This window comes from Mesorhizobium sp. M1169 (assembly GCF_040318345.1).
GTDB lineage: Bacteria > Pseudomonadota > Alphaproteobacteria > Rhizobiales > Rhizobiaceae > Mesorhizobium.
Map to the genome: position 1 here is coordinate 154710 of NZ_JAMYME010000012.1, position 16708 is coordinate 171417.

The 16708-nt window shown below is 62.1% G+C and carries 29 protein-coding genes; all 29 read right to left on the reverse strand.

Annotated elements, in window-relative coordinates; all coding sequences use genetic code 11:
- Positions 1 to 12: 12 nt before the first annotated feature.
- The gene (locus NKH41_RS15075) at positions 13 to 1500 is read right to left on the reverse strand and encodes a DegQ family serine endoprotease (protein ID WP_352541987.1); all 1488 of its coding nucleotides are present in this window, start codon (positions 1498 to 1500) and stop codon (positions 13 to 15) included.
- A 188-nt stretch (positions 1501 to 1688) separates the two neighbouring features.
- Positions 1689 to 2120 carry a 50S ribosomal protein L17 gene (gene rplQ / locus NKH41_RS15080; RefSeq protein WP_023675127.1) on the reverse strand — a complete coding sequence of 144 codons (432 nt, stop codon included), beginning with the start codon at positions 2118 to 2120 and terminating at the stop codon, positions 1689 to 1691.
- 116 nt (positions 2121 to 2236) lie between these two features.
- The gene (locus NKH41_RS15085; protein ID WP_023675128.1) at positions 2237 to 3247 is read right to left on the reverse strand and encodes a DNA-directed RNA polymerase subunit alpha; all 1011 of its coding nucleotides are present in this window, start codon (positions 3245 to 3247) and stop codon (positions 2237 to 2239) included.
- A 104-nt stretch (positions 3248 to 3351) separates the two neighbouring features.
- A complete protein-coding gene (gene rpsK, locus NKH41_RS15090) occupies positions 3352 to 3741 on the reverse strand; it encodes a 30S ribosomal protein S11 (protein ID WP_006205444.1) in 390 nt (129 codons plus the stop codon).
- A 139-nt stretch (positions 3742 to 3880) separates the two neighbouring features.
- A complete protein-coding gene (gene rpsM, locus NKH41_RS15095; protein ID WP_006205445.1) occupies positions 3881 to 4249 on the reverse strand; it encodes a 30S ribosomal protein S13 in 369 nt (122 codons plus the stop codon).
- 198 nt (positions 4250 to 4447) lie between these two features.
- Positions 4448 to 5059, reverse strand: coding sequence for an adenylate kinase (locus NKH41_RS15100; protein WP_352471809.1), 612 nt, complete (start codon positions 5057 to 5059; stop codon positions 4448 to 4450).
- Positions 5056 to 6396, reverse strand: a complete 1341-nt coding sequence (gene secY, locus NKH41_RS15105) for a preprotein translocase subunit SecY (protein ID WP_352471807.1) — start codon at positions 6394 to 6396, stop codon at positions 5056 to 5058. Before secY ends, NKH41_RS15100 begins: the two co-directional genes overlap by 4 nt.
- A gap of 191 nt (positions 6397 to 6587) precedes the next feature.
- Positions 6588 to 7061, reverse strand: a complete 474-nt coding sequence (rplO, locus tag NKH41_RS15110) for a 50S ribosomal protein L15 (RefSeq protein ID WP_292660428.1) — start codon at positions 7059 to 7061, stop codon at positions 6588 to 6590.
- 22 nt (positions 7062 to 7083) lie between these two features.
- Positions 7084 to 7281: a 50S ribosomal protein L30 gene (gene rpmD, locus NKH41_RS15115; protein WP_006205449.1), complete on the reverse strand. Its 198-nt coding sequence runs from the start codon at positions 7279 to 7281 to the stop codon at positions 7084 to 7086.
- Positions 7282 to 7305: 24 nt separating this feature from the next.
- Entirely contained in the window at positions 7306 to 7869 is a 564-nt protein-coding gene (gene rpsE / locus NKH41_RS15120; protein ID WP_006333394.1) for a 30S ribosomal protein S5, read from the reverse strand.
- A gap of 83 nt (positions 7870 to 7952) precedes the next feature.
- Complete coding sequence (gene rplR / locus NKH41_RS15125) at positions 7953 to 8312, reverse strand: 50S ribosomal protein L18 (protein ID WP_023675132.1); 360 nt, start codon at positions 8310 to 8312, stop codon at positions 7953 to 7955.
- An 85-nt stretch (positions 8313 to 8397) separates the two neighbouring features.
- Complete coding sequence (gene rplF / locus NKH41_RS15130) at positions 8398 to 8931, reverse strand: 50S ribosomal protein L6 (RefSeq protein ID WP_023675133.1); 534 nt, start codon at positions 8929 to 8931, stop codon at positions 8398 to 8400.
- A gap of 89 nt (positions 8932 to 9020) precedes the next feature.
- Complete coding sequence (gene rpsH / locus NKH41_RS15135; RefSeq protein WP_006205453.1) at positions 9021 to 9419, reverse strand: 30S ribosomal protein S8; 399 nt, start codon at positions 9417 to 9419, stop codon at positions 9021 to 9023.
- A 12-nt stretch (positions 9420 to 9431) separates the two neighbouring features.
- Positions 9432 to 9737, reverse strand: a complete 306-nt coding sequence (gene rpsN / locus NKH41_RS15140; protein WP_352451046.1) for a 30S ribosomal protein S14 — start codon at positions 9735 to 9737, stop codon at positions 9432 to 9434.
- 27 nt (positions 9738 to 9764) lie between these two features.
- Positions 9765 to 10343 (reverse strand): 50S ribosomal protein L5, encoded by a 579-nt coding sequence (gene rplE, locus NKH41_RS15145; RefSeq protein ID WP_008875670.1) that lies wholly within the window; start codon positions 10341 to 10343, stop codon positions 9765 to 9767.
- A complete protein-coding gene (gene rplX, locus NKH41_RS15150) occupies positions 10336 to 10650 on the reverse strand; it encodes a 50S ribosomal protein L24 (RefSeq protein WP_254817150.1) in 315 nt (104 codons plus the stop codon). Before rplX ends, rplE begins: the two co-directional genes overlap by 8 nt.
- A gap of 12 nt (positions 10651 to 10662) precedes the next feature.
- Positions 10663 to 11031 carry a 50S ribosomal protein L14 gene (gene rplN / locus NKH41_RS15155; protein ID WP_006205457.1) on the reverse strand — a complete coding sequence of 123 codons (369 nt, stop codon included), beginning with the start codon at positions 11029 to 11031 and terminating at the stop codon, positions 10663 to 10665.
- Between the two features lie 81 nt (positions 11032 to 11112).
- Complete coding sequence (gene rpsQ, locus NKH41_RS15160; protein WP_023675136.1) at positions 11113 to 11352, reverse strand: 30S ribosomal protein S17; 240 nt, start codon at positions 11350 to 11352, stop codon at positions 11113 to 11115.
- An 11-nt stretch (positions 11353 to 11363) separates the two neighbouring features.
- Positions 11364 to 11564, reverse strand: a complete 201-nt coding sequence (gene rpmC, locus NKH41_RS15165) for a 50S ribosomal protein L29 (protein ID WP_006205459.1) — start codon at positions 11562 to 11564, stop codon at positions 11364 to 11366.
- Positions 11565 to 11577: 13 nt separating this feature from the next.
- The gene (rplP, locus tag NKH41_RS15170; protein WP_006205460.1) at positions 11578 to 11991 is read right to left on the reverse strand and encodes a 50S ribosomal protein L16; all 414 of its coding nucleotides are present in this window, start codon (positions 11989 to 11991) and stop codon (positions 11578 to 11580) included.
- A 27-nt stretch (positions 11992 to 12018) separates the two neighbouring features.
- On the reverse strand, positions 12019 to 12744 hold the full coding sequence (gene rpsC, locus NKH41_RS15175; protein ID WP_023675137.1) for a 30S ribosomal protein S3: 726 nt from the start codon (positions 12742 to 12744) through the stop codon (positions 12019 to 12021).
- Positions 12744 to 13133 (reverse strand): 50S ribosomal protein L22, encoded by a 390-nt coding sequence (gene rplV, locus NKH41_RS15180; protein ID WP_006205462.1) that lies wholly within the window; start codon positions 13131 to 13133, stop codon positions 12744 to 12746. The genes rpsC and rplV overlap by 1 nt, the downstream gene beginning before the upstream one ends.
- 2 nt (positions 13134 to 13135) lie before the next feature.
- Entirely contained in the window at positions 13136 to 13414 is a 279-nt protein-coding gene (rpsS, locus tag NKH41_RS15185; RefSeq protein WP_006205463.1) for a 30S ribosomal protein S19, read from the reverse strand.
- Between the two features lie 16 nt (positions 13415 to 13430).
- Positions 13431 to 14264 carry a 50S ribosomal protein L2 gene (rplB, locus tag NKH41_RS15190; protein ID WP_023675138.1) on the reverse strand — a complete coding sequence of 278 codons (834 nt, stop codon included), beginning with the start codon at positions 14262 to 14264 and terminating at the stop codon, positions 13431 to 13433.
- Positions 14265 to 14286: 22 nt separating this feature from the next.
- On the reverse strand, positions 14287 to 14580 hold the full coding sequence (locus tag NKH41_RS15195) for a 50S ribosomal protein L23 (protein WP_023675139.1): 294 nt from the start codon (positions 14578 to 14580) through the stop codon (positions 14287 to 14289).
- The gene (gene rplD / locus NKH41_RS15200; RefSeq protein WP_023675140.1) at positions 14577 to 15197 is read right to left on the reverse strand and encodes a 50S ribosomal protein L4; all 621 of its coding nucleotides are present in this window, start codon (positions 15195 to 15197) and stop codon (positions 14577 to 14579) included. Before rplD ends, NKH41_RS15195 begins: the two co-directional genes overlap by 4 nt.
- On the reverse strand, positions 15197 to 15925 hold the full coding sequence (gene rplC / locus NKH41_RS15205; protein WP_352451050.1) for a 50S ribosomal protein L3: 729 nt from the start codon (positions 15923 to 15925) through the stop codon (positions 15197 to 15199). Before rplC ends, rplD begins: the two co-directional genes overlap by 1 nt.
- Positions 15926 to 16021: 96 nt before the next feature.
- Positions 16022 to 16330, reverse strand: coding sequence for a 30S ribosomal protein S10 (gene rpsJ, locus NKH41_RS15210; protein WP_006205468.1), 309 nt, complete (start codon positions 16328 to 16330; stop codon positions 16022 to 16024).
- 63 nt (positions 16331 to 16393) lie between these two features.
- A partial coding sequence (locus NKH41_RS15215; protein ID WP_502906020.1) for an EF-Tu C-terminal domain-related protein occupies positions 16394 to 16708 on the reverse strand: 315 nt, incomplete at its 5' end.

Here is a 16708-nt window from a genome sequence, read left to right on the forward strand (position 1 = left end):
TGACGGTCGGGCTCAGTAACGCAACACCTGGCGCAGTATCTGCCCGCCGCGCTCGACGGTAAAGCGCCACCAGCGCGTATCCTGCTGGGCTACCTGTTCCAGGGTCGCCGCCTTGTCGATCGTCAGGCCATTGACCTCACGCACGATGTCGCCTGGCTGGAAGCCAAAATCGGCAGCAGGCGAATCGCGGTTGATGTCGACCACGGTGACGCCTTTGACATCGGTGCGCAGACCGAGCCGTTGGGCAAGCCGTGGCGACAGTTCAGCAACCTTGGCACCGGAGAACGGGCTGCGGCCGCGCAATGTGAGTTCCGCAGCTTTGGCGCCCTCAGGCGGCCGTTCCAGCGCGATGTCCATCGTCGCCTGCTGACCCTTGCTCAGAACGCCGAAGCTGGCATTCGTACCAATCGACAGCGTCGCCATCCGGTAGTCCAGCGCCCCGACGCTCTCGACCGGCTTGCCGTTGAGCGACAGCACTACGTCGCCCGGCTTGAGCCCTGCCTTGGCGGCGGGTCCCGCCTCTTCGACCGAAGAAACCAGCGCACCGGTCGGTTTGTCCATGCCGAGCGATTCGGCAATCTGCGGCGTCACCGCCTCGAACTCGGCACCGGCATACGGCCGCTCGAAGAAGTCGAGCCCGGCCTTGGCCGCGTCGGCGAAGGCGCGAACCATGTTCGAAGGGATGGCAAAGCCGATGCCGATCGAGCCGCCGCTACGGCTATAGATCGCCGTGTTGATGCCGATCAGCTGCCCTCCCATGTTGACCAGCGCGCCACCGGAATTGCCGGGGTTGATGGCGGCGTCGGTCTGGATGAAGAAGCTGGAATCGGAGACGCCGATATGGCTGCGCGCCACGGCCGAAATGATGCCGCTGGTGGTGGTCTGGCCGACACCGAACGGATTGCCGATCGCCAGCACCAGATCACCGACCTCGAGCGCGTCGGAATCGCCGATAGCGATCACCGGGAACGGCTTGTCAGAAGAAATCTTGAGCACGGCGAGGTCGAGCGTCTCATCCTTGAGCAGCACCTTGCTGTCGAATTCGCGCCCGTCGGCGGTCGCTACCTTGACCTGGTCAGCGTTCTTGACGACGTGGAAATTGGTGACCACGACGCCGGTCGGATCGACCAGCACCCCCGAACCGAGCGAAGACTGCGCGCGCGGCTGCGAGCGGCCGAAGAACTCCTCGAAGAACGGATCGCCGTCGAAGGGCGACGTCACCTTGGCGGTTTGCGAGGCGTAGACATTGACCACGGCCGGCGCTGTCTGCTTGACCAGCGGCGCGAAGGACAGTTGCACCTCCTCGCGGCCGAACGGCACGCGCTTGTCGGGGCCGGAAGTGGCGTTTTCGCCTTCGACGCCATGCAATAGATCCGTCAGCACGTCGGACAAACCGGGGTCTGGCTTGTTCTCCTCCGCCAGCGCGTGCCTGGCCGCCGGCACGATGGCCAGCGCCATCAAGGCGCAGATCAGAACAAGGGACAGCCGTTTAACGCGCATTCCGAATCCTCCAAGTCGGGCGCCATTGTCCTGACGATTGTGCAAAATGAAAGGCTAAGCCGCTGAAATCCGATATTTTGAGTAGTCGCCCCAAAAACCGGTGACAAAACCCTACAGACCTGCCCGGCAGCTTCTGCAACGAAAAAGGGGCCCTCGGGCCCCTTAAACTCACTCAGAAAAGCCAAGCCTTATGCGGCTGCGGCTTCCTCTTCGGTGCCTTCGGCCTCGATGCGGGCGCGATCGCCGGCGCCCTTGGCAGAGGTGTCGCGGTCGACGAATTCGATGACGGCCATTGCGGCATTGTCACCGTGGCGGAAGCCCGCCTTCATGATGCGCAGATAGCCGCCATTGCGGGTGGCGTAGCGCGGCGCGATGGTATCGAACAGGCGCTTGACGACGCCTTCATTGCCGATCTGGGCAATCACCTGGCGGCGAGCATGCAGGTCGCCGCGCTTGCCGAGCGTCACCAGCTTCTCGACGATCGGACGCAAATCCTTCGCCTTCGGCAGCGTGGTGAGAATCTGCTCGTGCTCGATAAGCGACACGGCAAGGTTGGCAAACATCGACTTGCGATGGCTTATGCTGCGGGCGAACCGGCGGCCTTTAAAACCGTGGCGCATGGCTCTTCTCCTTCATTGCGGTTTCAAGAGGCCTGAGCCTCAGTTGGTTAGCCGCATGATCTTGTCCGAAAAGTCTGCAACTTTTTGCTGCGCTGACCTTCGGTTCGGGATCATGCTTAATATTGATCTTCGTAACGCTTGGCGAGGTCTTCGATGTTTTCCGGCGGCCAGTCCGGCACTTCCATGCCGAGATGAAGGCCCATCGCCGCCAGGACTTCCTTGATCTCGTTCAGCGATTTGCGGCCGAAGTTCGGGGTGCGCAGCATCTCGGCTTCGGTCTTCTGGATCAGATCGCCGATATAGACGATGTTATCGTTCTTCAGGCAGTTGGCCGAACGCACCGAAAGCTCGAGTTCGTCGACCTTCTTGAGCAGCGCCGGGTTGAAGGCAAGCTCGGTAACCTGTTCGGCAGCGACTTCCTTCTGCGGCTCGTCGAAATTGACGAACAGGCCGAGCTGGTCCTGCAGGATGCGAGCGGCGAAGGCCACCGCGTCCTCGCCCGAAATCGAACCGTCGGTCTCGATGGTCATGGTCAGCTTGTCATAGTCGAGAACCTGGCCCTCGCGGGTGTTCTCGACCTTGTACGAGACCTTCTTGACCGGCGAATACAGGCTGTCGACGGGGATCAGCCCGATCGGCGCGTCCTCGGCGCGGTTACGGTCGGCCGGCACATAGCCCTTGCCGGTATCGACGGTGAATTCCATGCGGATTTCAGCGCCTTCGTCCAACGTGCAGATGACGTGGTCGGGATTGAGGATCTCGACGTCGCCGACCGTCTGGATGTCGCCGGCGAGAACCGCGCCCGGTCCCTGCTTGCGGACGACCATGCGCTTGGGGCCGTCGCCTTCCATGCGGATGGCGATTTCCTTGATGTTCAAAACGATGTCGGTCACGTCCTCGCGGACGCCGGCGATGGACGAGAATTCATGCAGAACGCCGTCGATCTGCACGGCGGTTACAGCCGCGCCACGCAGCGAAGACAGAAGCACGCGGCGCAGCGCGTTGCCTAGGGTGAGGCCGAAGCCGCGCTCGAGCGGCTCGGCGACCAGCGTGGTCAGCGTCTTCTTCTTCGACGAGAACTCGATCTTGTTCGGCTTGATCAGTTCTTGCCAATTTTTCTGGATCATAGTGCTTTCCTTCCGTTGTCCCGCCACCATCCAATCGTGGCGGGCGACCTGGAATGCCGTGGAGGAGCGCCCTTGAGGCGCTCGCGCGGCGTTCGGTAAATTCTTTAGACGCGGCGCTTCTTGCGCGGACGGCAGCCGTTGTGCGGGATCGGCGTCACATCACGGATCGAGGTGATGGTGAACCCTGCTGCCTGCAGTGCGCGCAACGCCGATTCACGACCGGAGCCGGGTCCACAGACCTCGACCTCGAGCATGCGCATGCCGTGTTCCTGAGCCTTCTTGGCAACATCTTCGGCAGCCATCTGGGCAGCGAAAGGGGTCGACTTGCGCGATCCCTTGAAGCCCTGGGCTCCGGCCGACGACCAGGCAATCGAATTGCCCTGTGCGTCGGTGATGGTGATCATCGTGTTGTTGAAGGTCGAATTGACGTGGGCAACGCCCGACGAGATATTCTTGCGTTCGCGACGGCGAACACGAGCGGCTTCCTTGGCCATGATAGTCCTTTCAGTTGATCTCTACACCGCCGTAATGCCAGCGGCTCCACCAGGGAGAAGGCAGTGGGGGAATATGGCAGTAGGGCAGTATGTCTGCCGTCCCTATTGCCTTACTGCCCTACCCCCTTACTGCCCTAAATTACTTCTTCTTTCCGGCAATCGACTTGGCCGGGCCCTTACGGGTGCGCGCATTGGTGTGCGTGCGCTGGCCACGAACCGGCAGCGAGCGACGGTGACGCAGGCCGCGGTAGCAGCCGAGGTCCATGAGCCGCTTGATGTTCATCGACACTTCGCGGCGCAGGTCGCCCTCGACCTGGTAGTCGCGGTCGATGGTCTCGCGGATCTGCAGCACTTCCGCGTCGGTCAGTTGGTTGACGCGGCGCTCGGCCGGGATGCCGACCTTGTCGACGATCTCCTGGGCGAACTTCTTGCCAATGCCGTGAATGTATTGAAGCGCAATGACAACGCGCTTGTTGGTCGGAATGTTGACGCCGGCTATACGAGCCATGTTCTTCTCTTCTCCATATAGGCCGGGCGAGCCGGCGCTTCAAGTTGCCCCGCGTCCGGTGGAGGCCGGCCCTTGCGGGAGTTTCCAGTTCAAAGCGGCCTGCCTTGCCCTTGCGGACAAGCAAGCCTCATGCCTGATAGGAAGACGGGCCGCCATACCCCAGCGGACCGCTCCAGTCAAGCGCAATCGTTCGATTCTCTAGCCGGCCGCCTGGCCAACCCGCCGGGTCGTCGCCCTGAGCACCGCCTCGATCTGCTGCGTCACCGCATCGATGTCGGCCATGCCATCGACGCCCCTGAGTTTACCCTTGGCGTAGTAGTAGCCGATCAGCGGCGAGGTTTTCTTGTAATATTCCCTCAAGCGTTCTTCGAACACCGCTGGACTGTCGTCCTTGCGCACCGGCAGGCCTGCGGCCTTGGCTTCTTCGGCTCGCTTGACGATTCGGCCAACCAGCGCCTTGTCGTCGACGACAAATTCGATGACCGCGTCTAGCTCCAGTCCGCGATCCGACAGCATTTCCTCAACGGCGTCCGCTTGCACCAGAGTTCGGGGATACCCGTCAAGGATGAAGCCGTTTGCGCAATCAGCTTGATCGATGCGCTCTGCTACGATGGCGTTGACGATAGCGTCGGACACCAGTTCGCCAGCGTCCATCACCGCTTTGGCGCGCTTGCCGACTTCGGTGCCGGCCTGGACAGCAGCACGCAGCATGTCCCCCGTGGAAAGCTGTGGGATGCCGTGTCGTTCTACCAGTCTCAGTGCTTGTGTCCCCTTGCCCGCCCCCGGCGGTCCAAGCAATATCAACCTCATCTGGCCTTTTTCCCCCCGCGCAGCTTCGACTTCTTGATCAGGCCCTCATACTGGTGCGCGATCAGGTGACCCTGAATCTGCGCCACCGTATCGAGCGTTACACTGACCACGATCAGGAGCGAAGTGCCACCAAGGTAGAACGGTACGCCAGTCGCTGAAATCAGGAACTCGGGCAGCAGACACACCAGCACCAGATAGATGGCGCCGACGACGGTGATGCGGGTGAGCACATAGTCAATATAGTCCGCGGTGCGCTCGCCCGGGCGATAGCCCGGGATGAAGCCCGAATGCTTCTTCAATTGGTCCGCGGTGTCCTTCGGGTTGAAGACGATCGCCGTGTAGAAGAAGGCGAAGAACACGATCATCGCCGCGTAGAAGGCCATGTAGAGCGGCTGGCCATGACCGAGCGACGCCAGGATGGTGCTGGCCCAAGCGGGCATGTTCGTTGTCTGCGAGAAACCGGCGACGGTCGCCGGCAGCAGCAATAGCGACGAAGCGAAGATCGGCGGAATGACGCCGGATGTGTTGAGCTTCAGCGGCAGATGCGAGGTATCGCCCTGGAACATGCGATTGCCGACCTGGCGCTTGGGGTACTGAATCAGCAGGCGGCGCTGGGCGCGCTCGAAAAAGACGATCAGGCCGATAACGATAATGGCGAGCACGATGATCGCCAGGATCAGGCCGGTCGACAGCGCTCCGGTGCGGCCTAGCTCCAAGGTACCGGAGATGGCGCGCGGCAGGCCGGCGACAATGCCGGAGAAGATGATCAGCGAAATGCCGTTGCCGATGCCGCGGGCGGTGATCTGCTCGCCGAGCCACATCAGGAACATGGTGCCGCCGACCAGCGTGACGACGGTCGAGATGCGGAAAAAGATGCCGGGATCGTTGACGATGCCGTTTCCGCCCTCGAGCCCGACCGAAATGCCGTAGGCCTGGACCAGCGCCAGAAGCACGGTCCCGTAGCGCGTATACTGGTTGATAATCTTGCGGCCCTGCTCGCCTTCCTTCTTCAGCGCTTCCAGCGACGGGATGACCGAGGTCATCAGCTGCATGATGATGGAGGCGGAGATATAGGGCATGATGCCGAGGGCAAAGATCGCCATGCGCTGCACGGCACCGCCTGCAAACATATTGAACATGCCAAGCACGCCCTTGCTCTGCGACGAGAAGGCGTGGGCAAAGGCGTCCGGATTGATGCCGGGCAGCGGGATATAGGTGCCAAGACGGTAGACGAGCAGCGCGCCGATGGTGAACCAGATGCGCTTCTTCAGATCCTCGGCCTTGGCGAAGGCCGAAAAATTCAGATTCGAGGCTAGTTGTTCAGCAGCCGAAGCCATGCCTGATTCTCCGCTTGGTCACGCTCGATGCCCGCAGCTCAGGCGGCGCGTGTCACCGAAACTCACGAGATAAGCTCCGGACTGCAAACATGCAAGCGGCCGCGTTGATGCGGCCGTCACATCTGTCGGATCAAAGCACGACCGCAGGCAAAACCGAATTCCACCTTTGCCGGCCGTACTTCAAATTGCCGTTACTCGGCGGCTGCCTTCTCAGGCAGCTTCACCGAGCCGCCGGCCTTTTCGATCTTCTCGATCGCGGCCTTGGAGGCTCCGGCTACGTCGAAGGCAAGCTTGGCCTTGATGTCGCCATCTGAAAGGATGCGCACGCCGTCCTTGACGCGACGGATGACGCCAGCCGCAACCAGCGCCTCGGCCGTTACAACTGTCTTGGCGTCGAGCTTCTTGGCATCGAGCGCCGCCTGGATGCGGGCCAGCGACACGACGGTGAAGCTCTTGGCGAAGATATTGTTGAAGCCGCGCTTCGGCAGGCGGCGGTAGAGCGGCATCTGGCCACCCTCGAAGCCGTTGACGGCGACGCCGGAGCGCGCCTTCTGGCCCTTGACGCCGCGACCGGCGGTCTTGCCCGAACCGGAACCGATGCCACGGCCGAGACGCTTCTTGGAGTGCGTCGCGCCGTCCTTGTCACGCAGATCATTGAGTTTCATCTGGGTTCTCCTGCGCTCTGGTTCAGCCCTCGTCCACGACGCGGACGAGATGCTGGACGGCAGCGATCATGCCGCGCACCGAGGGCGTATCCTCCAGCGTGCGCTGCTTGTGCATCTTGTTGAGGCCGAGGCCGACCAGCGTTGCGCGCTGCTCCTTCGGCCGGCGGATCGGCGAACCGATCTGCTCGACGGTGATGGTCTTGGTTGCTTTCTTGGCCATGGTCAAATCCCTGGTCAGCGTCGACTATTCTTCAGCCGCAACGGCGGTGCCGCGGCGGGCCTGAAGGGTCGAATACTTGATGCCGCGCGCAGCAGCCACATCCTTCGGATGCATCTGGCTCTTCAGCGCGTCGAAAGTGGCACGAACCATGTTGTAGGGGTTCGAAGAACCCATCGACTTGGCGACCACGTCATGCATGCCGAGCGTTTCGAAAACGGCGCGCATCGGGCCGCCGGCGATGATGCCGGTACCTTGCTTGGCGGCGCGCAGCAGAACGCGTCCCGCGCCCCAGCGTCCCTCGACGTCGTGGTGCAGCGTGCGGCCTGAGCGCAGCGGCACGAAGATCATGTCGCGCTTGGCCGATTCGGTCGCCTTACGGATCGCCTCCGGCACTTCGCGCGCCTTGCCGTGGCCGAAGCCGACGCGGCCCTTCTGGTCGCCGACGACGACAAGTGCCGCAAAGCCGAAGCGCCGGCCGCCCTTGACGACTTTGGCGACACGGTTGATGTGGACGAGCTTGTCGACCATGCCGTCGTCGCGCTCTTCGCGATCACGGCCGCGGCCGCCATCCCTACGTTCCTGTGCCATATCCTGTTCCTTGTTTTTTTCCGGAAGCACGGTTGATGATGATATCCGGCGCCTCTGTGGGTCGCCGGGGGCGAATTTCGTTTTTAGAAGCTCAGACCACCTTCACGGGCAGCCTCGGCAAGCGCCTTGACACGGCCGTGGTAGATATAGGCGCCGCGGTCGAAGACGACTTCCTTGACGCCAGCCTTCGAGGCACGCTCGGCGATCAGCTTGCCGATGGCAGCGGCGGCCGCCGTGTCGGCGCCGGTCTTGAGCGAGCCCTTGAGCTCCTTCTCGAGCGTCGAAGCAGCCGCGATGGTGTGGCCCTTGGCGTCGTCGATCACCTGGACATAGATGTTCTTCGACGTGCGATGGACCGACAAGCGCGGACGATCGCCGGCAACCTTCTTGATCTGGCGGCGGACGCGCTGGGCGCGGCGTTGGGTGGATTCTTTCGAGCCCATGATATCAGTTCCTTGCCTTCAAAAAACGGGGGCAGCCATATGCGGTAGGACGAGCCTCCCGCGACCGCTCCCCGCGGCGTTAAAATTACTTCTTCTTGCCTTCCTTGCGGACGATCTTCTCGCCGGCATAGCGGACACCCTTGCCCTTGTAGGGCTCGGGGCTGCGATACTCGCGGATCTCGGCGGCAACCTGGCCGACCTGCTGCTTGTCGATGCCGGTCACCGTGATTTCCGTCGGCTTCGGCACCGAAATCGTCACGCCCTGCGGCGTCTCGTAGACGACGTCATGGCTGAAGCCGAGCGCCAGCTGCAGGTTCTTGCCCTGCATGGCGGCACGATAGCCGACGCCGGTGATCTCGAGCTTCTTTTCGAAGCCGTCCTTGACGCCCTGCAGGATGTTGACGATCTGCGTGCGCGACATGCCCCACTTGGAACGGGCAGTCTTGGTCTGGTCGCGCGGCTGGACAGCGATCTCGCTGCCTTCCATCTTGACCAGCACTTCGTCGTTCACCACGAACTTCAGCTCGCCCTTCGGACCCTTCGCCGTCACGGTCTGGCCGTTGACGGTCGCGGTCACGCCCTGCGGCAGCGAAACGGGTTTCTTTCCAATACGAGACATTTTGTTGTCCTCGTCACTTCTCTTGTTTCAGGTCTCGGCTTTCGGGACTAGATCCCGAAAACCTGTTTCCAACCGGGTCACATACCAGATCAGAAGATCTGGCAGAGGATTTCCCCGCCGACATTCTGTTCACGCGCTTCGTGGTCGGCCATCACGCCCTTCGGCGTCGAAAGGATGGCGATGCCGAGGCCGTTGGCGACGTGCGGTATCGACTTGGCCGAAACGTAGACGCGGCGGCCGGGCTTCGAGACCCGAGCGATTTCGCGCACCACCGGCGCACCATCGAAATACTTCAGCTCGATCTCGATTTCGGACTTGCCGTTGTCGAAGTCGGTCTGGCTGTAGTCGCGGATATAGCCTTCCGCCTTCAGCACGTCGAGGACGCGGGTACGCAGGCGCGAGGCCGGCGTCGAAACGCTCGACTTCTTGCGGCCATACGCGTTGCGGATGCGGGTCAGCATATCGCCGAGAGGATCGCTCAATGACATGTTATGTCCTCCTTACCAGCTCGACTTGACCAGGCCCGGGATCTGGCCGTTATTGCCGAGATCACGAAGCGCGATACGCGATACTTTGAGCTTGCGATAATAGGCACGCGGACGTCCGGTGACTTCGCAGCGGTTGCGGATGCGGGTCTTGGCCGAGTTGCGCGGCAGCGCCGAAAGCTTCAGCTGGGCGCGGAAGCGCTCTTCCATCGGCTTGGACTGATCCATGATGATCGCCTTGAGCACCTCGCGCTTGGCAGCGAACTGGTCCGCAAGCTTGCGGCGCCTGTTGTTCTTCTCGACTGAGCTGGTCTTTGCCATTTCAGATTTTTCCTTTTCTCGCTGCCGTTACTGGCGGAAGGGGAAGTTGAAGGCCTTGAGCAATGCCCTGGCTTCGTCGTCCGTCTTCGCAGTCGTACAAACGATGACGTCCATGCCCCAGATCTGATCAACCTTGTCGTAGTTGATCTCCGGAAACACGATGTGTTCCTTGATGCCCATGGCATAGTTGCCACGGCCATCGAAGCTCTTCGGATTAAGTCCGCGGAAGTCGCGGACGCGCGGCAGTGCGATGTTCACGAGGCGGTCGAGGAACTCGTACATGCGTTCCTTGCGCAGCGTGACCTTGGCGCCGATCGGCATCTTCTCGCGGACCTTGAAGCCGGCGATCGAGTTGCGGGCGCGGGTGACGACGGCCTTCTGGCCGGCGATCATCGCAAGGTCTTCCGCCGCGATCGAAGGCTTCTTCGAATCGCCGGTCGCCTCGCCGACGCCCATGTTCAGCACGATCTTGTCGATGCGCGGAACCTGCATCTCGTTCTCGTAGCCGAACTGCTCCTGCAGCGCCTTGCGGATGGTCTCGTTGTAGACCTGCTTGAGGCGCGGCGTGTTCTGGGCAGTTGCCTGCTTGGTTTGAGCCTTAGCCATTGATGACTTCTCCCGAGCGCTTGGCGACGCGCACCTTCTTGCCGTCCTTCTGGAAGATGAAGCCGACGCGGGTCGGCTTGCCATCCTTGGGGTCGGCCAGCGCGATGTTCGACAGCTGGATCGGCGCTTCCTTGGTGATGATCCCGCCCTCTTGGGACTGGGACTGCTTCTGGTGACGACGGATCAGGTTGACGCCGCGCACCAGCGCGGTGTCGTCCTTCGGCTGTACCGAGAGGACTTCGCCCGAACGGCCCTTGTCCTTGCCGGCCAGCACGACGACCTTGTCGCCTTTTCTAATCTTCTGCATTGGTCCGGCTCCTTACAGCACTTCAGGCGCGAGCGAGATGATCTTCATGTGGTTCTTGGCGCGGAGTTCGCGCGGAACCGGTCCGAAGATACGCGTGCCGATCGGCTCTTTCTTGTTGTCGACGAGAACGGCTGCGTTCTTGTCGAAACGGATCACGCTGCCGTCCGGGCGGCGGATGTCCTTGGCCGTGCGAACCACGACCGCCTTCATCACATCGCCCTTCTTGACGCGGCCGCGCGGGATGGCTTCCTTGATCGACACCACGATGATGTCGCCCACGGAAGCGTATTTCCGCTTCGAGCCGCCCAGCACCTTGATGCACATGACACGACGGGCGCCGGAATTATCCGCGACGTCGAGGTTTGTTTGCATCTGAATCATGACTGGCCGCCTTCTTCTTTTCTAACGGGACGGGTTTCTCACCCCTCCCCGGTCTGTCCAAAATTCGTTCGTTAGCCCTGATCAGGCCTGGTCCGAAGACACCACGACCCAGCGCTTGTCCTTGGAAATCGGCTTCGATTCCTGGATGAACACCTGATCGCCGACCTTGTGGGCGTTGTTCTCGTCGTGCGCCTTGTACTTCTTGGTCATGCGCACGGTCTTCTTCATCACGGGATGCGTGAAGCGCCGTTCGACCTTGACGACAACCGTCTTCTCGTTCTTGTCGCTGACGACGGTGCCCTGCAGAATGCGCTTTGGCATGGTTTTCGTCCTTAAGCCTTCTTGGCCGCGGACTTTTCCGCAGCGATGGTCTTGATACGCGCAATGTCCTTGCGGACCTGCCTCACGCGCGCGGTCTTCTCAAGCTGGCCGGTGGCCTTCTGAAAGCGCAGGTTGAACTGCTCCTTCTTCAGGCTGGCCAGGTCGTCGGTCAGCTGGTCCTGGGTCTTGGTCCGGATGTCTTCGGCTTTCATGATCAGCCCGTCCTTATTCTGCGATGCGCTGTACGAAGCGCGTCCTGACCGAGAGCTTGGCCGCGCCGAGACGCAGCGCCTCACGGGCGGTTTCCTCGTTGACGCCGTCGATCTCGAACATGATGCGGCCCGGCTTGACGCGTGCCGCCCAGTAGTCGACCGCGCCCTTGCCCTTACCCATACGGACTTCGGTCGGCTTCGACGTCACCGGCACGTCCGGGAAGATACGGATCCACACGCGGCCGGCACGCTTCATCTCGCGGGTGATCGCGCGGCGGGCCGCCTCGATCTCACGCGCGGTGACGCGGTTCGGCTCAAGCGCCTTCAGCCCGAAACCACCGAAATCCAGGTTGGTGCCGCCCTTGGCGGTACCGTGGATGCGGCCCTTGAACTGCTTGCGGAACTTTGTGCGCTTTGGCTGCAGCATCGTTCTAACTCCAAATTCCTAAATGTCTTACGCGTTTTCGCGACGGCGACCGCGTTCGCGCTCACCACCACCGCCATGCGCATGATCGCCCTCGGTGGCGCGGCGCTCCGAAGCCATCGGGTCGTGCTCGAGGATTTCGCCCTTGAACACCCAGACCTTGACGCCGCAGATGCCGTAGGCCGTATTCGCCTCGGCCGTGCCGTAGTCGACGTCGGCACGCAGCGTATGCAGCGGCACGCGGCCTTCGCGATACCATTCCATGCGCGCGATCTCGGCGCCGCCGAGACGGCCGGCGCAGTTGATGCGGATGCCTTCGGCACCGAGGCGCATCGCCGACTGCACGGCACGCTTCATGGCGCGGCGGAACGCGATGCGGCGCTCGAGCTGCTGGGCGATCGACTGGGCGACCAAGGTCGCGTCGATCTCCGGCTTGCGCACTTCGACGATGTTCAGATGCGTCTCGGACTTGGTCATCTCCATGAGCTTCTTGCGAAGCTTCTCGATGTCGGCGCCCTTCTTGCCGATGATCAGGCCCGGACGCGCCGCATGGATGGTGACGCGGCACTTCTTGTGCGGACGCTCGATCACGACTTTCGAGATCGCAGCCTGCTTGAGTTCCTTCTCAAGATATTTGCGGATCTTGATGTCCTCGTGCAGCAGCTTGCCGTACTCGCCGGTGTTCGCGAACCAGCGCGAATCCCAGGTGCGGTTGATGCCGAGACGCAGACCGATCGGATTGACTTTCTGGCCCATTATGCGGCCTCCCCTTTTTCTTCGACTTCACGAACGACGATCGTGAGGTGCGAGAACGGCTTCTCGATACGGCTGGCGCGCCCACGGCCACGGGCATGGAACCGCTTCATGACGATCGACTTGCCGACATAGGCTTCCGCCACGATCAGCGCATCGACGTCGAGGTCGTGGTTGTTTTCCGCGTTGGCGATCGCCGATTCCAGCGTCTTCTTGACCGTGCCGGAAATCCGCTTGGCCGAGAATTCGAGGTCGGAAAGCGCTGTCGCGACCTTCTTGCCGCGGATCAGCGCGGCAACCAGGTTCAGCTTCTGCGGGCTGATACGGATCGTGCGCAACACGGCGCGCGCTTCGTTGTCAGCAAGCCTGCGCGGAGCTTTGGCCTTGCCCATGATTATTTCCTCTTCGCCTTCTTATCCGCGCCGTGACCGTAATAGGTCCGGGTCGGAGCGAATTCACCGAACTTGTGACCGACCATGTCCTCGTTCACCGAGACGGGAACGTGTTTCTGGCCGTTGTAGACACCGAAGGTGAAGCCGACGAACTGCGGCAGGATGGTGGAGCGGCGGCTCCACATCTTGATCACCTCATTGCGACCACCTTCACGAACCTTGTCCACCTTCTTCAGAAGGTAGCCGTCGATGAAGGGGCCTTTCCAAATCGAACGAGTCACTTGGCGTTACCTCTTCTTAGCTCTTGCGCTGATGGCGCGAGCGCAGGATGAACTTGTCGGTCGCCTTGTTGGACCGCGTCTTCTTGCCCTTGGTCGGCTTGCCCCAGGGCGAAACCGGATGGCGGCCACCCGAGGTGCGGCCTTCGCCGCCGCCATGTGGATGGTCGACCGGGTTCATGGTCACGCCGCGATTGTGCGGACGTTTGCCGCGCCACACGGTGCGGCCTGCCTTGCCGTCATTGATGTTGCCGTGGTCCGGGTTGGACACGGCGCCGACAGTGGCCATGCAGGAGCCGTGGACGACACGCTGCTCGCCCGAATTGAGGCGCAGGATCGCCATGCCCTGGTCGCGGCCGACGAGCTGGCCATAACCGCCGGCCGAACGGGCGACCTGAGCGCCCTTGCCGGGCTTCAGCTCGATATTGTGGACGATCGTGCCGACCGGCATCGAGGCCAGCGGCATCGCGTTGCCCGGCTTCACGTCGACCGATTCACCGGCCACGATCTTGTCGCCGGGAGCCAGACGCTGCGGGGCGATGATGTAGGACAGCTCGCCATCGTCATACTTGATCAGCGCGATGAAGGCGGTGCGGTTCGGATCGTACTCGATACGCTCGACCGTGCCGACGACGTCGAACTTGCGGCGCTTGAAGTCGATGATGCGGTAGGTGCGCTTGTGACCACCGCCGATGAAGCGGGCTGTGATGCGGCCGTAATTGTTGCGGCCGCCCGACTTGGTCAGGCCTTCGGTCAGACCCTTGACGGGCTTGCCCTTGTAGAGGCCCGAGCGATCGACGATGACCAGCTGACGGGTGCTCGGCGTTACCGGGTTGAATTTTTTCAGTGCCATTGTTCTGTCCTCGCGACCTTGCTCAGAGACCCGTCGCGACGTCGATCGACTGGCCTTCGGCCAGCGTCACAACCGCCTTCTTGACGTCGCTCTGGCGGCCGATCGTGCCGCGGAAGCGCTTGATCTTGCCCTTGCGGACAAGCGTGTTCACGGCCATCACCTTGACGCCGAACAGCGCTTCGACGGCGGCCTTGATTTCCGGCTTCGACGCCTTCTTGGCGACATTGAAGACGACCTGGTTCTGCTCGGAAGCCATGGTCGACTTTTCGGTGATCGCCGGCGAGACGATCACGTCGTAATGACGAAGGTCGGTCATTTGAAGCGCTCCTCGAGAGCCTCGACGGCGGCCTTGGAAAGGACCAGCGTGCCGCGGCGCAGAATGTCGTAGACATTGATGCCCTGGATGGGCAGCACGTCGATGTTCGGGATGTTGGTCGCTGCCAGCTTGAAGTTCTTGTCAAGCTCGGCGCCGCCAATCACCAGGGCGTTGCTCAGGCCCAGCGTCGCGAAATTCGCGATCAGCGCCTTGGTCTTGGCCTCGGTCAGCTTCAGCTCGTCGATGATGATGATCGACGCGCTCTTGGCCTTGGCCGAAAGCGCATGCTTCAGGCCGAGTGCACGCACCTTCTTAGGCAGATCGTGCTCGTGGCTGCGCACGACCGGGCCATGGGCCTTGCCGCCGCCGCGGAACTGCGGAGCGCGAGCCGAATGGTGACGGGCGCGGCCCGTACCCTTCTGCTTGTACATCTTGGCGCCGGTGCGGGCGATTTCCGCGCGACCCTTGGCCTTGTGCGTGCCCTGCTGCTTCTTGGCAAGCTGCCAGCGCACGACGCGCTGCAGGATGTCCTCGCGCGGATCGAGGCCGAAAATCTCTTCGGAGAGCTTCAGCTTGCCGGCGTCCTTGCCGCCAAGCGTTGTAATCTTGAGGTCCATTATTCCGCTCCCTCTGTGGCCGGGGCCTCGTTCGTGGCGGCACCGTCAGTCGCAAGGGCGCGGATCGCGGCGGGCTTCGGCGCATTGGCCGGAAGCGCCACCTTGGCCGCGTCGCGGACCAGGATCCATGCACCCTTCGAACCCGGGACCGCACCGCGGATCAGGATCAGGCCGCGATCGGCGTCGGTCGAGACGACCTCGACATTCTGCGTGGTGACGCGGGTGTCGCCCATGTGGCCGGCCATATGCTTGCCCTTGAACACCTTGCCCGGATCCTGGCGCTGGCCGGTCGAGCCGTGTGTACGGTGCGACACCGAGTTGCCGTGTGTTGCGCGGCCGCCACCCATGTGGTGCCGCTTGATGACGCCTTGGAAGCCCTTGCCGATCGTGGTGCCCGTCACATCGACCTTCTGGCCGACGACGAAGTGCTCGACGGTGATCTCGGCGCCAACATCGATCATGTTGTCGGCAGAGACGCGAAACTCGGCAACCTTGGCCTTGGGCTCGACGGAAGCGGTCGCGAAATGGCCGCGCATCGCCTTCGACGTGTTCTTCACTTTGGCAAGGCCAACGCCGAGCTGGACGGCGGTATAGCCGTTCTTCTCCTGCGTGCGCTGCGCCACGACCTGGCAGTTCTCCATCTGGAGAACAGTGACGGGAACATGTTCCCCGGCATCGTTGTAGATGCGGGTCATTCCCACCTTCTTTGCAATCACACCTGAACGCATCGGTTCAATTCCTTTAGAGTTCCCTGTCGGGGCTGTCGCCCCTCCACGCCTCTTGTTCCTTCAGAGTTCCGGGTCGCCCCGCTGACCTCTGGTTCCTTAGAGCTTGATCTCGACGTCGACACCGGCGGCCAGGTCGAGCTTCATCAAAGCATCGACCGTCTGCGGGGTCGGGTCTACAATGTCGAGCAGACGCTTGTGCGTGCGCATCTCGAACTGCTCGCGGCTCTTCTTGTCGACGTGAGGCGACCGGTTGACCGTGAACTTTTCGATCCGCGTCGGCAGCGGAATGGGGCCGCGGACGTTGGCGCCGGTGCGCTTGGCGGTCGACACGATTTCCCGTGTCGAGGCGTCGAGCACCCGGTGATCAAACGCCTTCAGGCGGATGCGGATATTCTGTCCGTTCATGCGTCACTTCCTTGTTCTGGCGCGGCGCGGGCAGCGCCCGCGACAGATCGGTTTAAGTCCAAATTACTCTGTGATGGTGACGACGATGCCGGCACCGACGGTGCGGCCGCCTTCACGGATGGCGAAGCGCAGCTTCTCTTCCATGGCGATCGGCACGATCAGCTCGACATCGACGGTGATGTTGTCGCCCGGCATCACCATCTCGGTGCCTTCCGGCAGCGACACGATGCCGGTCACGTCCGTCGTGCGGAAATAGAACTGCGGACGGTAGTTGGTGAAGAACGGCGTGTGGCGGCCGCCCTCGTCCTTGGTCAGGATGTAGGCTTCGGCAACGAACTTCTTGTGCGGCTTGACGGTGCCGGGCTTGGCCAGGACCTG